We start from the raw sequence: 16,410 nt of genomic DNA on the forward strand, positions 1-16,410 counted from the left end.
TTCAATTCGTCGAATTGACGGGAAAGATCGCGAATCGGTTCGGCATTTGTTCACCGGGGCGCCGACGCGGCGATGAATGATCCGCGGCGCGGTCAGCGATGACGAGTGCCGGAGATTGGCCGTTGCTATCGCGGCGCCGGCGATTGACGCGCGATTACCGTCCGTGGCCGGATACCGCACCGCCCAGCCGATACGCGGTGAAGAACTCGTACCACGGCGACCCTTGCGCGACCGGCACGCCGAGCGCCGACGTGCGCTGCTTCAACGCGGTGAACACGTCGTTGATGCGCGCGGCCTGCGCGGCATCGCCGAACGGATGCGGCTTTGCCCGGCCGGCCGCGAACGCGCCGTACGCGATCGCGAGCAGGCGCGCGCCGTCGTCGATCGAGAGAATCGAGCCGTTGATCGCTTCGACGAAGCGCGGCCGGTCCGCTTCACGCGATGCGGCGATGCACTGAAACACGATCGCCGACACTTCATGCAGGTCGTTCTCACGCAGCAATGCGGGCAGGCGCGCGGCGATCCGGTCGGCCGGTTCGTCATGCAGCGCGGCGCCGAAGTCGAGCACGGCGGCCATCGGATTGCGGTCGTGCGTCACGCGATCGAGCGCCGACGCAGACGACGCCACCGCCGCTTGCGCGTCGTCGCCGGGCGCGGCCCGCAGCACGTCGGCCACTTGCTGCCGCCACTCCGGAAAAATCATCCGCACGTTGCCGAACTGCTCGCCGCCTGGCGCGGCCTGATTCCACCGGTAGACGATCGTGCCGCCGTGTATGAACGGCGAATAAAGGTGCTCGGCCGTTTGCGGCAGCGGCCGCCGGTTGATCGGCAGCCACGCGAGCGTCAGCCAGTCGTAGCGCCCGGTGGCGGGCACCGACGGGCTGGAGCTCGCGACGACCTGCCAGATGCCGCGGTTCGCGTAGCGCCGCCGTGCATCGGGCACCGCGACGGTCTGCTGTTTCGCGGAATCGAAGTAGGTGGTGCCCGTCACGTTTTCGCCGCTGTCCGGGGCCGGCGTGATGGTGGCGATGACCCACGATGCACCGTCGGCAGAACGATAGTCGGCTGGCTGCAGCGTGGCGACGTCGTGCACCATGCGCGTTTCGGCGGCGACGGGGCTCGGCGGGAGATGGGCGGGACCGGCGACGATACTCGGCATGGACATCCCTCGGAATCGGGTGCGTATCGGCGGACGGGGCCGATACGCGGCGGTGCATGATGTTGCTCCTAACTGTAGGACGCCGTGGCCGGAAACGGAAACCAGCCGAGGTGGCTCCGGCGACGGCAGCGACGCCAGCGACCCCAGCGACCCCAGCGACGCCAGCGACGCCAGCGACCCCCGCGACGGCAGCGACGCCATCGACCCCATCGGCCCCGCCAGCGCCAAGCCCCGCTCACGCGCTCCGCCACTTCGGCTTACCATGCGCACGTGGGCCGGAACGACCCCGCCGATCGAGAGCGAACATGACCGACACGAAAGCCATCACAGCGCACTGGACGCACGTCGCCGACCAATGGATCGACTGGGCCGGCAGGCCGGGCCACGATGCGTTCTGGAAGTATCGCGAGGGGCTGGCCGCCTACCTCGGCCGCGGAGCGGGCCGCGCACTGGAGATCGGCTGCGGCGAGGGCCGCGTGAGCCGCGAGCTGAAGGCGCTCGGCTACGACGTGACCGCGAGCGACGCGGTGCCCGCGATGCTCGACGCTGCGCGTCGCGCGGATTCCGCGCACCGCTACGCGCTCGCCGACGCCGCATCGCTGCCGTTCGATCCGGCCAGCTTCGACGTCGTGATGGCATACAACGTGCTGATGGACCTCGACGACATGGCCGCCGCGCTGCGCGAGGCGCGCCGCGTGCTGAAGCCGGGCGGGCTGCTGTTCGTGTCGCTCGTGCATCCGTTCCGCGATCGCGGCCGTTTCGCGGGGCCGCAACCCGACGCGCCGTTCGTGCTGGAAGGCACGTATTTCGGCAGCGAGCATTTCGAAGGCGTGGAAACGCGCGACGGGCTGTCGATGCACTTCGCGGGCTGGTCGCTGCCGCTTCAGGCCTACATGGATGCGCTGGAGTCGGCCGGCTTCGCGATCGTGTCGCTGCGCGAACCGCTGCCCGACCGCGCCGACACGGACACGCTGAAGCAGTGGTCGCGCGTGCCGCTGTTCCTGTGGATCAAGGCGCGGCCGCTGGATTGAAGCCGCCGCGGCCGCGCTGCGTGCGGCACGATCAGCGCGGCAACACCTTCCGGTAGATCACGAACCCGGACTTTTCCGCGACCGTGTCGTACAGCCGCATCGCCGTGTGATTCGTTTCATGCGTCTGCCAGTACACGCGTTCGGCGCGATGCGCCTGTGCGGCGTCGTACACGGCTTCGATCAATGCGCGGCCCACGCCCTTGCCGCGTTCGCTGTCGAGCGTGAAGAGATCCTGCAGATAGCAGGTCGGCCCTGCCAGCGTCGTGCTGCGGTGATACAGGAAATGCACGAGCCCGACGAGCCGGCCGTCGCGTTCCGCGACACGTGCATGCACGGACTCATAGCCGTCGAAGAAACGCGACCACGTGAGCTGCGTGATCTCGCGCGGCAGCGCGGTGTCGCCGAAGCGGCCGTAGAAGCGGTTGTAGCCGTCCCACAGCGCCAGCCAGTTGTTGAAATCGTCTTCTCGCACGGGGCGTACGGTCAGGCCGGCGTCGGTAGCGTTCACGGTCGCGAACCTCATCGATGATGTTGGAATGAAGCGTTGCCAGCACGGTCGGCAACGGGAGCAGATCGTTACAATAGAAAGTTCGTGGCACCATGTGTAGACCCATGACATCTATCCATTCTGGAGCCACGATGGATTACGCCGTGTTGCTGTCGACCTTCGAGCGTGAGGCGGGGCCGCACGCGGCCACGCGGATGTCGCAGCAGCAGCGGCTGTACGCATGCCTGCGCGATGCGATCCTGGGCGGCCGGATCGCCGAAGGCGCGCGGCTCGCTGCCTCGCGCACACTCGCCGACGAACTCGGCATCGCGCGCAACTCGGTGCTGTACGCGTACGAGCGGCTCGCGTCGGAAGGGTTCGTGACCGGCTCGCGGCAAGGCACCGTGGTCGCGCGGATGGGCCTGCGCGGGTCGCGGGTCGGCGCCGCGGCGCCAGCCGGCGATACGACGGTGCTGTCGCGGCGCGTCGCGCGGGCCGAGCGCGCGACGAGCGGCCTCGACGAATCGCTGCCGTTCATGCCGGGCGCGCCGGCCGTCGACAAATTCCCGCTCGCGCAGTGGCGGCGCTGCATCGAACGGGCATGGCGCACGGCGGGGCCGGCGCAACTCGGCTACCAGTCGGCCGAAGGCGATGCGGTGCTGCGGGACGCGATCGCAGGCTATCTGCGTGCGTCGCGCGGCGTGCGCTGCGACGCTGCGCAGGTGATCGTCACCGACGGCACGCAAGGCGCGCTCGACCTGTGCGCCCGCGCGTTGGCGGACGCGGGCGATGTCGCGTGGATCGAGAACCCCGGTTATCAAGGTGCGCGCAACGCGTTTCTCGCGGCCGACCTGCGCGTCGAACCGATCGGCGTCGATGCACAGGGGCTCGCGCCGCATCCGGACGACTGGCGTGATCGTGCGCCGAAGCTCGTCTACATCACGCCGTCGCATCAGTATCCGCTCGGCGCGGTGATGAGCCTCGAACGGCGGCTCGCGCTCGTCGCACAGGCGCGCGCAGCCGGCGCGTGGATCGTCGAGGACGACTACGACAGCGAGTTCCGCCACCACGGCACGCCGCACGCGGCCGTGCAGGGGCTCGCCGACGATGCGCCCGTGATCTATCTCGGCACCTTCAGCAAGGTGATGTTTCCCGCGTTGCGGCTCGGCTTCATGGTCGTGCCGCCCGCGCTCGCGCAGCCGCTGCGCGACGCGGCGGGCGCGCTGATGCTGCAGGGCCGCGCGGTCGAGCAGCGCGCGCTCGCGGATTTCATCGACGCGGGGCATTTCACGCGGCATCTGCGGCGCATGCGTCGCGTCTATGCGGAGCGGCGCGACGCGTTGCACGATGCGCTGGCGCGGCGGCTGGGTACGCGGCTGACGGTGTCGGGCGGCGCCGGCGGCATGCATCTGTCCGCGCGGCTCGACGTGCCGGTGGCCGACACGGAACTGAGCCGCGTCGCGCAGGCGCACGGGCTGATCCTGCGGCCGCTGTCGTCGTTCTGCATGCCGGGCACCGCGCACGGCTACAACGGGCTCGTGCTCGGCTACGGCGGCGTGCCGGCCGAGCGGATGGACGCGCTCGCGCGCCGGATCGGCGAGATGATCGACCGCGTGCTGGCCGCGCGGTGACGGGCGTCGCGCCGCGTTCCGATGGCGTCGCGGCGCGACGGCGCGCGGCCGCGCTTAACCGCGCATCGGCGGATTGATGCGCGCGAACGCGTCCTGCCGGCGATACGGGAAGTACGGATACGGCGCTTCGACCGCACTCGCCGCATCGAGCTTCGCGATTTGCGCGTCGGTCAGCGACCAGCCCACTGCGCCGAGGTTCTGACGCAGCTGTTCCTCGTTGCGCGCGCCGACGATCACCGACGACACGGTCGGCCGTTGCAGCAGCCAGTTCAGCGCGATCTGCGGGACGGTCTTGCCGGTTTCCTCCGCGATCGCGTCGAGCACATCGACCACGTCGTACAGCCGTTCGTCGTCGACCGGCGGCCCGAAGCCGGCCGTGTCGTGCAGGCGGCTGCCTTCGGGCAGCGGCGCGTTGCGGCGGATCTTGCCGGTGAGCCGGCCCCAGCCGAGCGGGCTCCATACCAGCGCGCCGAGGCCCTGGTCCGCGCCGAGCGGCATCAGGTCCCACTCGTAGTCGCGGCCGACGAGCGAGTAATAGACCTGGTTCGCGACGTAGCGCGACCAGCCGTGCCGGTCGGCCGCGGCAAGCGACTTCATGATTTGCCAGCCGGCGAAATTCGATACGCCGATGTAGCGCAGCTTGCCCGCGCGCACCAGGTCGTCCAGCGTCGACATCACTTCCTCCACCGGCGTGGCCGCGTCAAACGCGTGAAGCTGCAGCAGGTCGATGTAGTCGGTGCCGAGCCGGCGCAACGCGTCGTTCACCGCGCGAATCAATCGCGAGCGCGACGTGCCGGCGTCGTTCGGCCCGTCGCCGGTCGGCAGGCCCGTCTTGGTCGAGATCAGCACCTGGTCGCGCCGTCCGTGGATCGCGGCGCCGAGCACGCGCTCGGAGGCGCCGTCGGAATACACGTCGGCCGTGTCGAACAGGTTGACGCCGGCTTCGAGGCAGATGTCGATCAGGCGGCGCGCTTCGTCGACGCCCGTGTTGCCCCACGCGCCGAACAACGGGCCGGTGCCGCCGAACGTGCCCGCGCCGAAGCTCAGTACGGGAACCTTGAGGCCGGAGCGGCCGAGCGTGCGGTATTCCATGTCGTGTGCCCTCTCTGGATCGGACGCCGGCGCGAGTGGGCCCCGGCAAGGTAGATCCTCACTCTAGCGCTTGCGGTTCGGCCGGATAATTGGGCAGACTTCGAAAATATCATTCGGAGAAAGCGAAGAATGCTGCTCGATAACCTCGCGCTGTTCCTGCGCATCGTGGAAAAGGGTGGGCTCGCCGCGGCCGGCCGCGAGGTCGGCCTGTCGCCGGCCACGGTCTCCGAGCGGCTGGCGGCGCTCGAGAGCCATTACGGCGCGGCGCTGCTCACGCGCACGACGCGCGCGATCAGCCTGACCGACGAGGGCCGCACGCTGGTCGCCGGCGCGCGGCGCCTGCTTGCCGAAGCGGATGAACTCGAAAGCCGCGTGCGGCTCGGTGCGCAGACGCTGTCGGGGCCCGTGCGGCTCAGCGCGCCGGCCGACCTCGGGCAGGCGCGCGTCGTGCCCGTCGTCGACGCGTTCCTGGCCGAGCATCCGGGCGTCACGGTCGACCTGCATCTCGGCGACGGCTACGTCGATCTCGTCGGGCAGGGGCTCGATTTCGCGATCCGGCGCGGCACGCTCGCGGACAGCGCGCTGCGCAGCCGCTCGCTCGGCCGGTCGCGCCGCGTGGTGTGCGCCGCGCCCGCCTGTCTCGCCGCGCACGGCACGCCGCGGCATCCGGACGAACTCGCCGCGCACGACTGCATCGTGATGCGTTTCGGGCAGGAGCTGTATGCCGAGTGGCCGTTCCGCATCGACGACGCACTGAAGCGCGTGATGGTGCGCGGCCGGCGCGTGGCCAACGACGGAGCGCTCGTGCGCGCGTGGTGCGTCGCGGGGCACGGGATCGCGCTGAAGTCGCTGCTCGACGTCGAGCAGGATCTGGCGTCCGGCGCGCTCGTCGAGATCCTGCGCGACTTCTCGCCGGGCGAAGTCGACCTGCAGATCGTTTATCCGGGCGGCGCCGCGCAGCCGCGGCGCGTGCGCGCGCTGATCGAGCAGCTCGCGCAGGCGCTGGCAGCGGGATGACTGTAACCGGATCGCGCCGCACCGGGTGCCTCTGCGTCCCCGACACGACGTGATGACGTCGGATGTGGTGCGATGGCGGAAGAAGCCGCTGCCAGCACGACAGCGAACGCAAAAACCGCCCGCCACACCGGTTGTCCACGTTTCGTCATTTAGCTAATATTCGAAACGTCAAACGAAACCGCAACCCATGGACGACGTCACCCGCATCAGCGCATTGGCCAACGAAAGCCGTCTGGCCGTACTGCGCTGGCTCAAGCAGCCGCGCGAGCATTTTCCGCCGCAGCCGCACGGCGACTTCGACGAACTCGGCGTGTGCTGCACCTACATCACTGAGAAGCTCGGCATCGCGCCGGCGACGACCACGCGGCACATGCGCATCCTCGCGGATGCCGGGCTCGTGCAGGCGACGCGCGTCGGCAAGTTCACGTACTACAGGCGGATCGACGATGCGCTGCATCAGTTGGGCCGCGATCTCCTGCAACTCTGACCTTCACCGAGGCAATCGACATGGATGAACTCGCCCTGCTGGCCGACGCCGACCGGCGCGCGCATGCGTATCTCGCCGCGACGAACGAACGGCGCGCGTATCCCGACGCAGCCGCGCTCGCCGGTCTTGCGGCCTTCGACGAGCCGCTGCCCGACACGGGCCGTCCGGCCGACGACGTGCTGCGCTTGCTCGACGAGCACGGCACGACCGCGACCGTCGCATCGAACGGCCCGAACTACTTCGGCTTCGTGATCGGCGCGACGCTGCCGGCCGCGGCGGCGGCCGAGCGGCTGATGCTCGCGTGGGACCAGTGCGCGTCGTCGTTCGCCAATTCGCCGGTGGCCGCGACGATCGAGCGGCAGGCCGCGCGCTGGATCGTCGACGTGCTCGGGCTGCCCGAGGGCAGCGCGGTCGGCTTCGGCACGAGCGCGACGGCCTGCACGCTCGTCGCGCTGGTCGTCGCGCGGCGTGCGCTGCTCGCGCGCAAGGGCTGGGACGTCGACGAGGACGGCCTGATCGGCGCGCCCGAGGTCAAGGTGGTGGTCTCCGAGCTCGTGCACGTCACGGTGAAGAAGGCGCTGCGCGTGCTCGGCTTCGGGATGAAGCGCGTCATCGTCGCGCCGGTCGACACGCACGGCCGCATCGATTCCGCGCAGTTGCCGCCGCTCGACGACATGACGATCCTCTGCGTGCAGGCCGGCGAAGTGAATACCGGCGAATTCGATCCGTTCGCGGCATTGATTCCGCTCGCGAAGGCCGCCGGTGCGTGGGTGCACGTGGACGGCGCGTTCGGGTTGTGGGCGCGCGCGTCGTCCAAGCGCGCGCTGACCAACGGCGTCGACGGCGCGGACAGCTGGACGACCGACGGCCACAAGTGGCTCAACACGCCGTACGACGCCGCGATGGTGATCTGCCGCGACGCGGCCGCGCTCGCGACCGCGATGAACAGCGACGCCGTCTACCTGAGCGGCGCGCAGGACGCGCAGAAAAACCTGAACCTCGAATTCTCGCGGCGCGCGCGCGGCATTCCGGTGTGGGCCGCGCTGCGCGCGCTCGGCCGCGCCGGCGTGGCGACGATGATCGAGCGGCATTGCGCGCAGGCCGCGCGTGTCGCGGACGGCCTGCGCGTGGCGGGCTACGACGTGCTGAATCGCGTCGTGCTGAATCAGGTGCTCGTGCGCGCCGGCACTGACGACGAGACGACCGCGATCCTTCAGGCCGCGCAGGATTCGGGCGACGTATGGTTCGGGCAGACCGTGTGGCAGGGACGGCCGGCGTTCCGGATCAGCGTGTCGTCGTGGCGCACGGAGGACCAACACATCGATCGTCTCGTCGCGTTGCTGACGAAGCTGCGCGGCGTGCACGTGGGCTGAGCGGCGGCGGCGGCGTGCGCGACCTTGGCGCGGCGCTTGCGTCGCACATGTGTCGCCAACCCGCGGAAGAAGCTGTCTCGTTGTGCCTCAGACCGGGCAGTGGTGTGCGGCTATGCGGGCGTGCGCATACACGTTTCTCATCCGCATGAAAATGCCGGACAATAACGCGGCATGCGCGCCGCGCCGGCCCGGGCGGCCCGTTCAACCGCTACATCACGCTGACGAGATCCCCATGTCCACGACACCTCCCCGGGAACTGCTGAAAGCTGCCGACATCGCGAAAATGGAACCGACGCGCGCGGTGCATTCGCTGAATCCCAATGCCGTTCGCCTCAAAAGGCAGCTCAGCGATCTGACCGGCCTCACGCAAATCGGCGCTCACCTGCTCACGCTGATGCCCGGTCACGAATCGGCCGAATATCACCGTCACCTGTACGAGGAAGAATGCGTGTACGTGCTGTCCGGCACCGGCACGGCCACGATCGGTGAGCGCGCTTTCGATATCGGGCCGGGCGATTTTCTCGGCTTTCCGCGCGGCGGCGATGCACACACGTTGCAGAATACCGGCGACGTGCCGCTGCAACTGTTCATCGCCGGCCAGCGCCTCGAACACGACGTATGCGAATACCCGAGAATCGGCAAGCGGCTTTACATCGCCGGCGAACTCGAGGATTTCGTCGATCTGCCGAAACGGCCGTAGACGGCACACATTCGCATCGGCCGCCGCCGCGCCTATGATGCAGGAACGCTACTCACGGGATTCCACGCCATGGACGCGCCGCATCCGCCGATGAATGCCCCCATTTCCGAAACGGAACCTGAAACCGAAACCGTCGCCGAACCGCGCGCGTCACGCGTGCATCGGCCTGTCGCGCTCGTCACCGGATCGACGTCGGGGATCGGCGCGGCCATCGCACGGCGCCTGTCGGCGGATGGCTATGCGGTGATCCTGCATTCGCGCAGCTCCGCCGAGACCGGTCGCGCAATGGCGGCCGAGCTCGGCGCAAGCTACGTGCAGGCCGATCTCGCCGACGATGCGCAACGCGTGCGGTTGATCCGCGACGCGCTCGCGGTGCACGGACGGCTCGACGTGCTGGTCAACAACGCGGGTGCGAGCCGCGTGATTCCGCACGACGATCTCGCCGCCGCGACGCCCGACGTGTGGCGCGAGATGCACGAGATCAACGTGATCGCGCCGTTCCGGCTCGTCGCCGAGGCGCAGCCCGCGCTGCTCGAAGCGGCGTCGAGCGGGCGCGCCGGGTGCGTGATCAACGTCAGCTCGCATGCGGGCGTGCGGCCGAAGGGCGCGTCGATTCCGTACGCGGCGGCGAAGGCTGCGCTCAATCACACGACGCGCCTGCTCGCGCGCACGCTCGCGCCGGCGATTCGCGTCAACGCGGTGGCGCCGGGGCTCGTCGATACGCCGCTGACGGCCGACTGGACCGAAGCGCAGCAGCTCTGGCACGAGCGTGCGCCGATGCGCCGCGCGGCGACGCCGGACGACGTCGCGCAGACGGTCGCGATGCTCGTCGCGTCCGACTACGTGACGGGCGAGATCGTGATGCTCGACGGGGGAATGAACCTGACGTGATGCGGTGCGGTAACGTCGTGATCCGGCGGCGCGGCGAGGCCGCCGAGCGGTCTCGATCCGGCGTCATTCGCTGGCGGCCAACGCTTGCCGGCGCGATCGCACCGTTCAGCCCAGGTTCGCCCGCAGCCGCGCGAGCGCCTGATCGTGCGTGCGTTCGAACTTCAGCGGCGTGACCGCGATGTAGCCTTCGCCGAGCGCGACCGTTTCCGAATCCGCATCGTCGTCGCGCGGTGCGCGCGTCAGCTTCAGCCAGTGATATTCGATGTCGCGCGGATCGCGCCCCGACACGATGTCGACGCCCTGCAGCGTGCCGGCGCCCTGGTTCGTCACCTTCAAGCCGCGCACGTCGTCGGCCGGCCGCGGCGGGAAATTCACGTTGAGGCACGCATCGCGGTCCCAGCCGGCCGCGACGAGCCGGCGAATCACGTCCGGCGCGTGCGTGCGCGCCGTATTCCACGGCACGTCGTTGCGGTCGCTGAATGCCTGGCTCAGCGCGATCGCCGGCACGCCGACCAGCATGCTCGTCATCGCCGCGCCGACGGTGCCGGAGAACACCGTTTCGGTGCCGAGGTTCGCGCCGCGATTTACGCCGGACAGCACGAAATCGGGCCGCGCGTCCTTCATCAGGTGGCTGACCGCGATCGCGACGCAATCGCCCGGCGTGCCGCGCACGGCGAAGCGGCGCTCGCCCTTGCGATGCACGCGCAGCGGCTCGTGCAGGCTCAGCGAATGCGACGTGCCGCTCTGGTCTTCGGCCGGTGCGACGATCCACACTTCGCGCGCCAGTTGCATGGCAACCTGTTCGAGCACTTCAAGGCCGGGGGCGTCGAATCCGTCGTCGTTGGTGAGCAGGACGCGGTCGAACAGCGGGCGGGTTTCTTGCATCGGGATGATCCTCGCAGGTAGGCAATGAGAGGGGAAAGGCATCGCGGGTACACCCGGAAGGCTAGCATTGCGTCGTGATGCGTGTCGTGCCGTGCAGTGCCGCGCCTTGCGCGCATGCGAAAACGGGCGCATGACGCGCCCGTTCGTTGGTTCGATGTGTGTCGCCTGCGCGGCGGGCCGGACCGCGTTACCCGAGCAGATGCCGCAGCAGCCCCGCCGACACGACGCCGACGATGACGGTCGGCAGGATCGACAGGCGTGTGGCCGCGACCAACGTGACGGCGAGCGCGAGCAGGTCGGCCGGGCGCGTCGACACGAAGGCCGGCGCGATCACCGAGATCAGCACGCAACCGGGCACGTTCTCCATCACCGATGCCATCCGCGGGCTCAGCGTGCGGTTGCGCAGCAGCACATAGCCGAGCACGCGCGACAGGTAGGTCGTCGACGCCATCAGCACGATGGTCGCCACCGTCGCGAAATCAGGCAGCATCGCGCGGCTCCCACAGCAGCGCGGCGACCAGCCCCGCGCACGCGCCGGCCGCGACGTACCACGCACCGGGCACGGCCAGGTGCGTGGCGGCCGCGACGACGAGGCTCACGAACCACGGACGGCTCGCGCGCATGCCCTTCCACATCCCGCGCAGCAGCACCAGAAACACGGCCGTAAACGCCATGTCGAAGCCGTACTGCTCGACGTTGCCGATCGTCGGGCCGACCGCCGCGCCGAGCGTCGTCATCGAGATCCACGTCAGGTACAGCCCCGAGCACACGCCCGCGTAATAGGGGACGCTGATGTGCGTGGCCGAGCGCGAGCGCGCGTCGGCGAGCGACATCGCCCAGCTTTCGTCGCACATGAAGAACAGCGCGGCGAACGCGCGACGGCGCGGCAGGCGCCGGATATACGGCGCGAACGCCGCGCCCATCAGGATGTGACGCGAATTCACGAGAAACGACATCGCGACGATCAGCGCGATGTGCGGCGGCGACGTCCACAGATGGATCGCCGCGAATTCGGAGCCGCCGCCGAAATTGAGGCCCGTCATCATCGGCACCTCGAACAGGCTCAGCCCTTTTTGCGCGGCCTGCGCGCCGAGCACCAGCGCGAACGGCACGAAACCCAGCATAACGGGCAGCGCCGCGCGCAATCCGCGACCCATCTCGGCGACCTGGGCGGACTTGTCGCGAAGCCCGGACGACGTTGAAACGCTACTGCTCATTACTCCTCCTTGGGGACGAGGATTGTCTGCTTTTTTGACTCGAATCGGGTTGCGTTGTGGCCAGATCTTCCGGAGAATTTGGCATTCAACGTGTGTTTTGCCATTTTTTTGGAATTTGATGCCAATGAAGCTCGACGCTATCGACCGGCGGATCCTGAGCGCACTGCAGCGCGACGGCCGCATGCAGAACGTGGAACTCGCGCATGAGGTCGGGCTGTCGCCGTCACCGTGCCTGCGGCGCGTGCGGCTGCTCGAGGAAGCGGGCGTGATCGAGAAGTACGTGGCCGTGCTGAACCCGGCGAAGGTCGGCAAGGGGCTGACGATCTTCACGCGCGTATGGCTGAAGGGGCAGGACGCGGAATCCGTAAGCCGCTTCGCCGAGGCCGTCCAGCAGATGCCGGAAGTGGTCGAGTGCCACCTGATGGCCGGCGACTGCGATTTCCTGTTGCGCGTGGTGGCGGCCGACATCGACGACTACCGGCGCTTCCAGATGGAATACCTGACGCGCATTCCGGGCGTGCTGAGCGTGAAGACCGACATCCCGATGCAGAAGGTCAAGCTCACGTCGGCGCTGCCGACGTAACGCGGCGCGAACGCGCGACGATGATTCGGCGGATCGTCACCAGCCAGTGACAATCGGCCGATACACTGGCGGGACAAGCCGCTTCGCCGCGCACCGGTTGCATCGCGGTGCGCGTTCGATGCGCAAGCAACTAACGGTCAACCGCGAGGCGATCGGACAGGCGCGCTGCGCGCGACGCGATCCGCCGGGCGGTGCCTTTTTTCTGGTCGAGCCATTCATGCAGCCATTCAATACGCCATGGAATTCGCTGGAAATCGTCAAGCTCGTGCTCGGTGTGCTGACGCCGTTGTCGGTCGCGTGTCTCGGCTGGCTCGTCGCGCGCCGGCTGAAGCGGCTCGAGCTCGTGCAGTGGACCAACCAGCGGCTGATCGAGAAGCGGCTCACGCTGTACGATACGGTCGCGCCGCAGCTCAATGCGCTGCTGTGCTTCTACACGTGGATCGGCTACTGGAAGGACATCTCGCCGGACGACGTGATCCGCGCGAAGCGCGACCTCGACCGCACGTTTCACATCTATCGCTACCTGTTCGACGAGGACGTGTACGACGCGTATCACACGTTCATCCACGCGCTGTTCGAGATGCATACGGGGCCGGGGCGTGACGCGCGGATCCGTTCGCTGATCCACGCGCCGGACGGCGACCGCAGCGTGCACGGCACGTACGAATGGAACGCGGCGTGGGCCGAGCGGTTCTCGACCACGAACGTGACGGACAAGGCCGACGTGGTGCGGCACTACACGCGGCTGATGGAACGGCTGCGCGTCGCGCTCGGCGCGAATCGCTGACGATCGCGCACGCACGCTCCCTTGCGCTACGCGCCGGTACCGGAATTCGCTACCCGGCGGCGCGAATGGATTCCCTCACGCACATCGCGGATGCGCGATGCGGCTGCGGCTGACATGCTCGTGGCCATGTCCACTCGCGTGAGGTTCGCATGTTCATCGACACGGGTTCTCGGTCGCCGGCGATATGCCGGCCGGGCGTGCGCAGGCGGCGCCTTTTCGCTGTGGGTACGGCCGGTCCGGGCACGATGCCGTTGCCGGCCGAACCCGAGATCGGCGACATCGTCTTCATCCGCGTGATGGTTCGGCCGTTTCTCGAAGTGGCGAGCGCGACGCGCTCGTGGACGAATCACGTGGGGATCGTCGTCGGCGAGCGCGGCGGCGAGCCGCTCGTCGCGGAGAGCACGTTTCCGCTGTCGCGCGTGACGACGATGTCGCGGTTTCTCGCGCGCTCGGATCGCGGCGCGTGCGTGATCGCGCGCTTGAAGCAGCCGCTCGACGCCGCGCAACGGCGCCGGCTCGTCGACGCGGCCATGCGCCGGCTCGGCGTGGTCTACGACACAGGCTTCAATCTCGCGTCGCGCCGGCAGTTCTGCTCGCGTTTCGTGCGCGAGGTGGTGCGCGATGCGACGCGGATCGTGCTCGGCGACGTCGAGACGTTCGATGCGCTGCTGCGCCGCAATCCCGATCATCCGCTGGGGTTCTGGAAGATCTGGTATTTCGGCCGGATTCCGTGGCAGCGCCGTACGGTGACGCCGGCGAGCTTGCTCGCCAGCAGTGAGTTGCGCGTGGTGGCGGATACGCGTGGGCGCGATAGCGGCGCGCGGGAGCCGCGAGGTTCGGAAGATGCGGAAATCGGCGACGCATATGACCGTTGACGCAGCACGTTCCGGGTGTTGGACGACCGTGGCGGACGGCGGGTTTCGGCCGCTCAAATGACGGGCGGCCGGGTACGACGCATCAAGCGAACGAGATCACGAGTTTCTTGCCGCAAGCTGCCGCGTATTTGCGCAGCGTATCGATGGACGGTGAATGCTGGCCCGTTGCGAGCGCGCGCTCGAGTCGTGTCACCGCCGGTGCTTTCGTACCCATGCGCTCGGCCACGTCGGCTTGCGACAAGCCAGCGTCTCGCCGGGCAGCCAGCATCACGTCGAGCAGGGCGAGTTCTTCGCGGTTCAGCCGTTCGTATTCGGCGCGCACGTCGGGGTTCGACAACGCGCGCTCGCGCAGCTCCTTATACGTTGCCATCTTGAACCTCCTTGAGTCGACGTGATGCCCCCGTCTACACGCGTATTGAAGAGTTGAGGTACGAGGTAGGCTGAACAGTAACAAATATGTTATGTCGATGCAAATGGAGTGTCCGGCCGCGGCGTTGGTGGCGCAGCTTGGACGCGCCGGCAGGGTCAACTCCGTCCCGCCACCGCGAGCCGCGCGGCGAGCCCGACGAATACCGTGCCGAGCAGATACTGCGGCAGCTTCGACGGCCGGCGGCGCGCGCCGATTCGCTGGCTCAACCGGCTCGCGGACAGGATCACCGCGCCGTTGACCGCGAGCCCGATCAGGTTGAGCACCGTCGCGAGCATGAGGATCTGCACGGCGATCGAGCCGTGCTCGGGGCGCACGAATTGCGGGAACAGCGCGAGGACGAACAGCGCCATCTTCGGATTCAGCAGGTTCGTCGTCAGGCCCTGGCGGAAGATCGCGGCGGTCGAATGGCGGCGCGGTGACGCGACCGGCGACAGCGCGGTCGCATCCGAACGGAACGTCTTCCACGCGAGATAAAGCAGATAGGCGGCACCCGCGAAGCGCACGGCGTCATAGGCGAGCGGCACCGCGACGAAGAGCTGCGACAGCCCGAGCGCGGCCGCGAGTGCATGGCAGTAGGTGCCGGCCTGAATGCCCGCGAGCGTGGCGAACCCGGCGCGGCGGCCCTGGCTCACGCTGCGCGATGCGATCAGCAGCATGTCGGGGCCGGGTGTGACGGTCAGCGCGAGGCAGGCGCCGGAGAACAGTGCGAGCGTGGAGAGGTCGATCATGGAGTCCCGTCGTGCCGGAGTGGCGTGAAAGGGAGATCAGTGTAGGAGCGCGTCCGGCGCGGGTCAATTGACCGAACGGCCTATGATTCGATGTGCCGGCACAGCCGATCGCCAACGGATTCACTCCGTTCACGACGCGCCGACGAACTCATGCCAAGCGCGCCACGCGCGAATCGAGCGCACGCGCCGTCGCGCCAGTTACTACTTCCGGCAAGCCACCTGATAATCGATCACGGTATTCGCCGACGGCGTGTCGGGCTCACCGCCGGCCGTCGTCACGCCGAGCACGCCGGCCGCGCTCCGATACCGCAGCGCGCAATACCCCATGCCGGTGCCCGAGCATGCTTCGGCTTCGATGATCCCGTGCTTCGCGAGCGTCGCCGCGCCATCCATTTCGTTCGGTTTCTCGTGCGGACGCAGCGGCTGCCAGCCGTGCGAGATCAGGATCTTGCGTGCCTTGTCGAGCGGTTTGCCGTACACGTTGGGCACGACTGCACGGCCGTGACAGTAGGTGCGTTCCGCGGCGACCGCGGTCAGCCGCAAGCCGCCATGCTCTTCGCGCAGCTCGCCGACGGGCGCCGACGGACCATCGCCGCCCCACACCAGCAGTGCGCCGCTTTCCAGCGGCTCGACCGAGCCGAGTTGCCAGCCGGCCGCGCGCGCCGTATAGCCGAGCGCGACGAGCGTCGTGCCGTCGAAGGCGCCGATGTTTGCGTTGCGCGCAAAGCAGATCGCGCTCGTCCCCGGCTTGAACCCGCTCGCGAACGTGACGACCGTATAGCGGCCGAGCGGTGCCTCGGACGTCACGATCCAGCCGAGCTTCGCGACGTCGCGGCCGGCCGCGGTTGTGGTCTTCGCGCGATATTGCGCACAAAACGCGTCGAGCGTGCCGTTCTCGGGCGAGTGCGGCAGCGCGCCGAGCGCAACCAGCGACGCGCCGGCGATATCGGAAGCCGTACGCAGCGCCTCGGCCTCAGCCGACGCCGCGCCGCCGAGCATGACGCACGCGAGTGCCGCGAGCGATGCGACGCGGCGGG

The 16,410-nt window shown here is 68.6% G+C and carries 19 protein-coding genes; 10 read left to right on the forward strand and 9 right to left on the reverse strand.

Annotated features, from left to right (window positions below):
• Positions 1 to 154 precede the first annotated feature (154 nt).
• A complete protein-coding gene (locus BAMB_RS25605) occupies positions 155 to 1,159 on the reverse strand; it encodes a hypothetical protein (protein ID WP_011660055.1) in 1,005 nt (334 codons plus the stop codon).
• 305 nt (positions 1,160 to 1,464) lie between these two features.
• On the opposite strand from BAMB_RS25605, the gene BAMB_RS25610 reads away from it, so the two are divergent.
• Positions 1,465 to 2,190 (forward strand): class I SAM-dependent methyltransferase, encoded by a 726-nt coding sequence (locus BAMB_RS25610; RefSeq protein ID WP_011660056.1) that lies wholly within the window; start codon positions 1,465 to 1,467, stop codon positions 2,188 to 2,190.
• A 31-nt stretch (positions 2,191 to 2,221) separates the two neighbouring features.
• Here the strand turns inward: BAMB_RS25610 and BAMB_RS25615 are convergent, their stop codons facing one another.
• Complete coding sequence (locus BAMB_RS25615) at positions 2,222 to 2,698, reverse strand: GNAT family N-acetyltransferase (RefSeq protein WP_011660057.1); 477 nt, start codon at positions 2,696 to 2,698, stop codon at positions 2,222 to 2,224.
• A gap of 131 nt (positions 2,699 to 2,829) precedes the next feature.
• On the opposite strand from BAMB_RS25615, the gene pdxR reads away from it, so the two are divergent.
• The gene (pdxR, locus tag BAMB_RS25620) at positions 2,830 to 4,308 is read left to right on the forward strand and encodes a MocR-like pyridoxine biosynthesis transcription factor PdxR (protein WP_011660058.1); all 1,479 of its coding nucleotides are present in this window, start codon (positions 2,830 to 2,832) and stop codon (positions 4,306 to 4,308) included.
• A gap of 54 nt (positions 4,309 to 4,362) precedes the next feature.
• Here pdxR and BAMB_RS25625 read toward each other — a convergent pair whose 3' ends face one another.
• Entirely contained in the window at positions 4,363 to 5,400 is a 1,038-nt protein-coding gene (locus tag BAMB_RS25625; RefSeq protein WP_011660059.1) for an aldo/keto reductase, read from the reverse strand.
• Positions 5,401 to 5,529: 129 nt separating this feature from the next.
• Between BAMB_RS25625 and BAMB_RS25630 the strand changes: the two genes are divergently transcribed.
• The 5 genes from BAMB_RS25630 (at position 5,530) to BAMB_RS25650 (ending at position 9,868) form a co-directional block, all read left to right on the forward strand.
• Positions 5,530 to 6,417, forward strand: coding sequence for a LysR family transcriptional regulator (locus BAMB_RS25630; protein ID WP_011660060.1), 888 nt, complete (start codon positions 5,530 to 5,532; stop codon positions 6,415 to 6,417).
• Between the two features lie 187 nt (positions 6,418 to 6,604).
• Entirely contained in the window at positions 6,605 to 6,904 is a 300-nt protein-coding gene (locus BAMB_RS25635; RefSeq protein ID WP_011660061.1) for an ArsR/SmtB family transcription factor, read from the forward strand.
• A 20-nt stretch (positions 6,905 to 6,924) separates the two neighbouring features.
• The gene (locus BAMB_RS25640) at positions 6,925 to 8,277 is read left to right on the forward strand and encodes a pyridoxal phosphate-dependent decarboxylase family protein (protein ID WP_011660062.1); all 1,353 of its coding nucleotides are present in this window, start codon (positions 6,925 to 6,927) and stop codon (positions 8,275 to 8,277) included.
• Positions 8,278 to 8,509: 232 nt separating this feature from the next.
• Complete coding sequence (locus BAMB_RS25645; protein ID WP_011660063.1) at positions 8,510 to 8,977, forward strand: cupin domain-containing protein; 468 nt, start codon at positions 8,510 to 8,512, stop codon at positions 8,975 to 8,977.
• Between the two features lie 69 nt (positions 8,978 to 9,046).
• The gene (locus BAMB_RS25650; protein ID WP_011660064.1) at positions 9,047 to 9,868 is read left to right on the forward strand and encodes an SDR family NAD(P)-dependent oxidoreductase; all 822 of its coding nucleotides are present in this window, start codon (positions 9,047 to 9,049) and stop codon (positions 9,866 to 9,868) included.
• 105 nt (positions 9,869 to 9,973) lie between these two features.
• Here the strand turns inward: BAMB_RS25650 and surE are convergent, their stop codons facing one another.
• The 3 genes from surE to BAMB_RS25665 all read right to left on the reverse strand — a co-directional run bounded on the left by surE (position 9,974) and on the right by BAMB_RS25665 (position 11,970).
• On the reverse strand, positions 9,974 to 10,753 hold the full coding sequence (gene surE, locus BAMB_RS25655; protein WP_041491572.1) for a 5'/3'-nucleotidase SurE: 780 nt from the start codon (positions 10,751 to 10,753) through the stop codon (positions 9,974 to 9,976).
• 187 nt (positions 10,754 to 10,940) lie between these two features.
• On the reverse strand, positions 10,941 to 11,243 hold the full coding sequence (locus tag BAMB_RS25660; RefSeq protein WP_006749368.1) for an AzlD family protein: 303 nt from the start codon (positions 11,241 to 11,243) through the stop codon (positions 10,941 to 10,943).
• Positions 11,233 to 11,970 carry an AzlC family ABC transporter permease gene (locus BAMB_RS25665; RefSeq protein WP_011660066.1) on the reverse strand — a complete coding sequence of 246 codons (738 nt, stop codon included), beginning with the start codon at positions 11,968 to 11,970 and terminating at the stop codon, positions 11,233 to 11,235. The genes BAMB_RS25660 and BAMB_RS25665 overlap by 11 nt, the downstream gene beginning before the upstream one ends.
• Positions 11,971 to 12,094: 124 nt before the next feature.
• Between BAMB_RS25665 and BAMB_RS25670 the strand changes: the two genes are divergently transcribed.
• From BAMB_RS25670 to BAMB_RS25680, 3 genes are all read left to right on the forward strand, one after another.
• Positions 12,095 to 12,553 carry an Lrp/AsnC family transcriptional regulator gene (locus tag BAMB_RS25670; RefSeq protein ID WP_041491573.1) on the forward strand — a complete coding sequence of 153 codons (459 nt, stop codon included), beginning with the start codon at positions 12,095 to 12,097 and terminating at the stop codon, positions 12,551 to 12,553.
• A gap of 217 nt (positions 12,554 to 12,770) precedes the next feature.
• Positions 12,771 to 13,340: a hypothetical protein gene (locus tag BAMB_RS25675; RefSeq protein ID WP_041491714.1), complete on the forward strand. Its 570-nt coding sequence runs from the start codon at positions 12,771 to 12,773 to the stop codon at positions 13,338 to 13,340.
• Positions 13,341 to 13,489: 149 nt separating this feature from the next.
• Positions 13,490 to 14,215 (forward strand): YebB family permuted papain-like enzyme, encoded by a 726-nt coding sequence (locus tag BAMB_RS25680; RefSeq protein ID WP_011660069.1) that lies wholly within the window; start codon positions 13,490 to 13,492, stop codon positions 14,213 to 14,215.
• Between the two features lie 82 nt (positions 14,216 to 14,297).
• Here BAMB_RS25680 and BAMB_RS25685 read toward each other — a convergent pair whose 3' ends face one another.
• The 3 genes from BAMB_RS25685 to BAMB_RS25695 all read right to left on the reverse strand — a co-directional run bounded on the left by BAMB_RS25685 (position 14,298) and on the right by BAMB_RS25695 (position 16,372).
• Positions 14,298 to 14,585 (reverse strand): helix-turn-helix domain-containing protein, encoded by a 288-nt coding sequence (locus BAMB_RS25685; protein ID WP_006761397.1) that lies wholly within the window; start codon positions 14,583 to 14,585, stop codon positions 14,298 to 14,300.
• A gap of 155 nt (positions 14,586 to 14,740) precedes the next feature.
• The gene (locus BAMB_RS25690; protein WP_011660070.1) at positions 14,741 to 15,373 is read right to left on the reverse strand and encodes a LysE family translocator; all 633 of its coding nucleotides are present in this window, start codon (positions 15,371 to 15,373) and stop codon (positions 14,741 to 14,743) included.
• Positions 15,374 to 15,574: 201 nt separating this feature from the next.
• Complete coding sequence (locus BAMB_RS25695) at positions 15,575 to 16,372, reverse strand: protein kinase family protein (protein WP_249174977.1); 798 nt, start codon at positions 16,370 to 16,372, stop codon at positions 15,575 to 15,577.
• Positions 16,373 to 16,410 lie beyond the last annotated feature (38 nt).

The organism is Burkholderia ambifaria AMMD (assembly GCF_000203915.1).
In the GTDB taxonomy this organism is placed as follows: domain Bacteria; phylum Pseudomonadota; class Gammaproteobacteria; order Burkholderiales; family Burkholderiaceae; genus Burkholderia; species Burkholderia ambifaria.

Coding starts and splice junctions, on each gene's coding strand:
- BAMB_RS25605 (WP_011660055.1), bottom strand. CDS start 1,159: ATGCCGAGTATCGTCGCCGGTCCCGCCCATCTCCCGCCGAGCCCCGTC.
- BAMB_RS25610 (WP_011660056.1), top strand. CDS start 1,465: ATGACCGACACGAAAGCCATCACAGCGCACTGGACGCACGTCGCCGAC.
- pdxR (WP_011660058.1), top strand. CDS start 2,830: ATGGATTACGCCGTGTTGCTGTCGACCTTCGAGCGTGAGGCGGGGCCG.
- BAMB_RS25625 (WP_011660059.1), bottom strand. CDS start 5,400: ATGGAATACCGCACGCTCGGCCGCTCCGGCCTCAAGGTTCCCGTACTG.
- BAMB_RS25630 (WP_011660060.1), top strand. CDS start 5,530: ATGCTGCTCGATAACCTCGCGCTGTTCCTGCGCATCGTGGAAAAGGGT.
- BAMB_RS25635 (WP_011660061.1), top strand. CDS start 6,605: ATGGACGACGTCACCCGCATCAGCGCATTGGCCAACGAAAGCCGTCTG.
- BAMB_RS25640 (WP_011660062.1), top strand. CDS start 6,925: ATGGATGAACTCGCCCTGCTGGCCGACGCCGACCGGCGCGCGCATGCG.
- BAMB_RS25645 (WP_011660063.1), top strand. CDS start 8,510: ATGTCCACGACACCTCCCCGGGAACTGCTGAAAGCTGCCGACATCGCG.
- BAMB_RS25650 (WP_011660064.1), top strand. CDS start 9,047: ATGGACGCGCCGCATCCGCCGATGAATGCCCCCATTTCCGAAACGGAA.
- surE (WP_041491572.1), bottom strand. CDS start 10,753: ATGCAAGAAACCCGCCCGCTGTTCGACCGCGTCCTGCTCACCAACGAC.
- BAMB_RS25660 (WP_006749368.1), bottom strand. CDS start 11,243: ATGCTGCCTGATTTCGCGACGGTGGCGACCATCGTGCTGATGGCGTCG.
- BAMB_RS25665 (WP_011660066.1), bottom strand. CDS start 11,970: ATGAGCAGTAGCGTTTCAACGTCGTCCGGGCTTCGCGACAAGTCCGCC.
- BAMB_RS25670 (WP_041491573.1), top strand. CDS start 12,095: ATGAAGCTCGACGCTATCGACCGGCGGATCCTGAGCGCACTGCAGCGC.
- BAMB_RS25675 (WP_041491714.1), top strand. CDS start 12,771: ATGCAGCCATTCAATACGCCATGGAATTCGCTGGAAATCGTCAAGCTC.
- BAMB_RS25680 (WP_011660069.1), top strand. CDS start 13,490: ATGTTCATCGACACGGGTTCTCGGTCGCCGGCGATATGCCGGCCGGGC.
- BAMB_RS25685 (WP_006761397.1), bottom strand. CDS start 14,585: ATGGCAACGTATAAGGAGCTGCGCGAGCGCGCGTTGTCGAACCCCGAC.
- BAMB_RS25690 (WP_011660070.1), bottom strand. CDS start 15,373: ATGATCGACCTCTCCACGCTCGCACTGTTCTCCGGCGCCTGCCTCGCG.
- BAMB_RS25695 (WP_249174977.1), bottom strand. CDS start 16,372: ATGCTCGGCGGCGCGGCGTCGGCTGAGGCCGAGGCGCTGCGTACGGCT.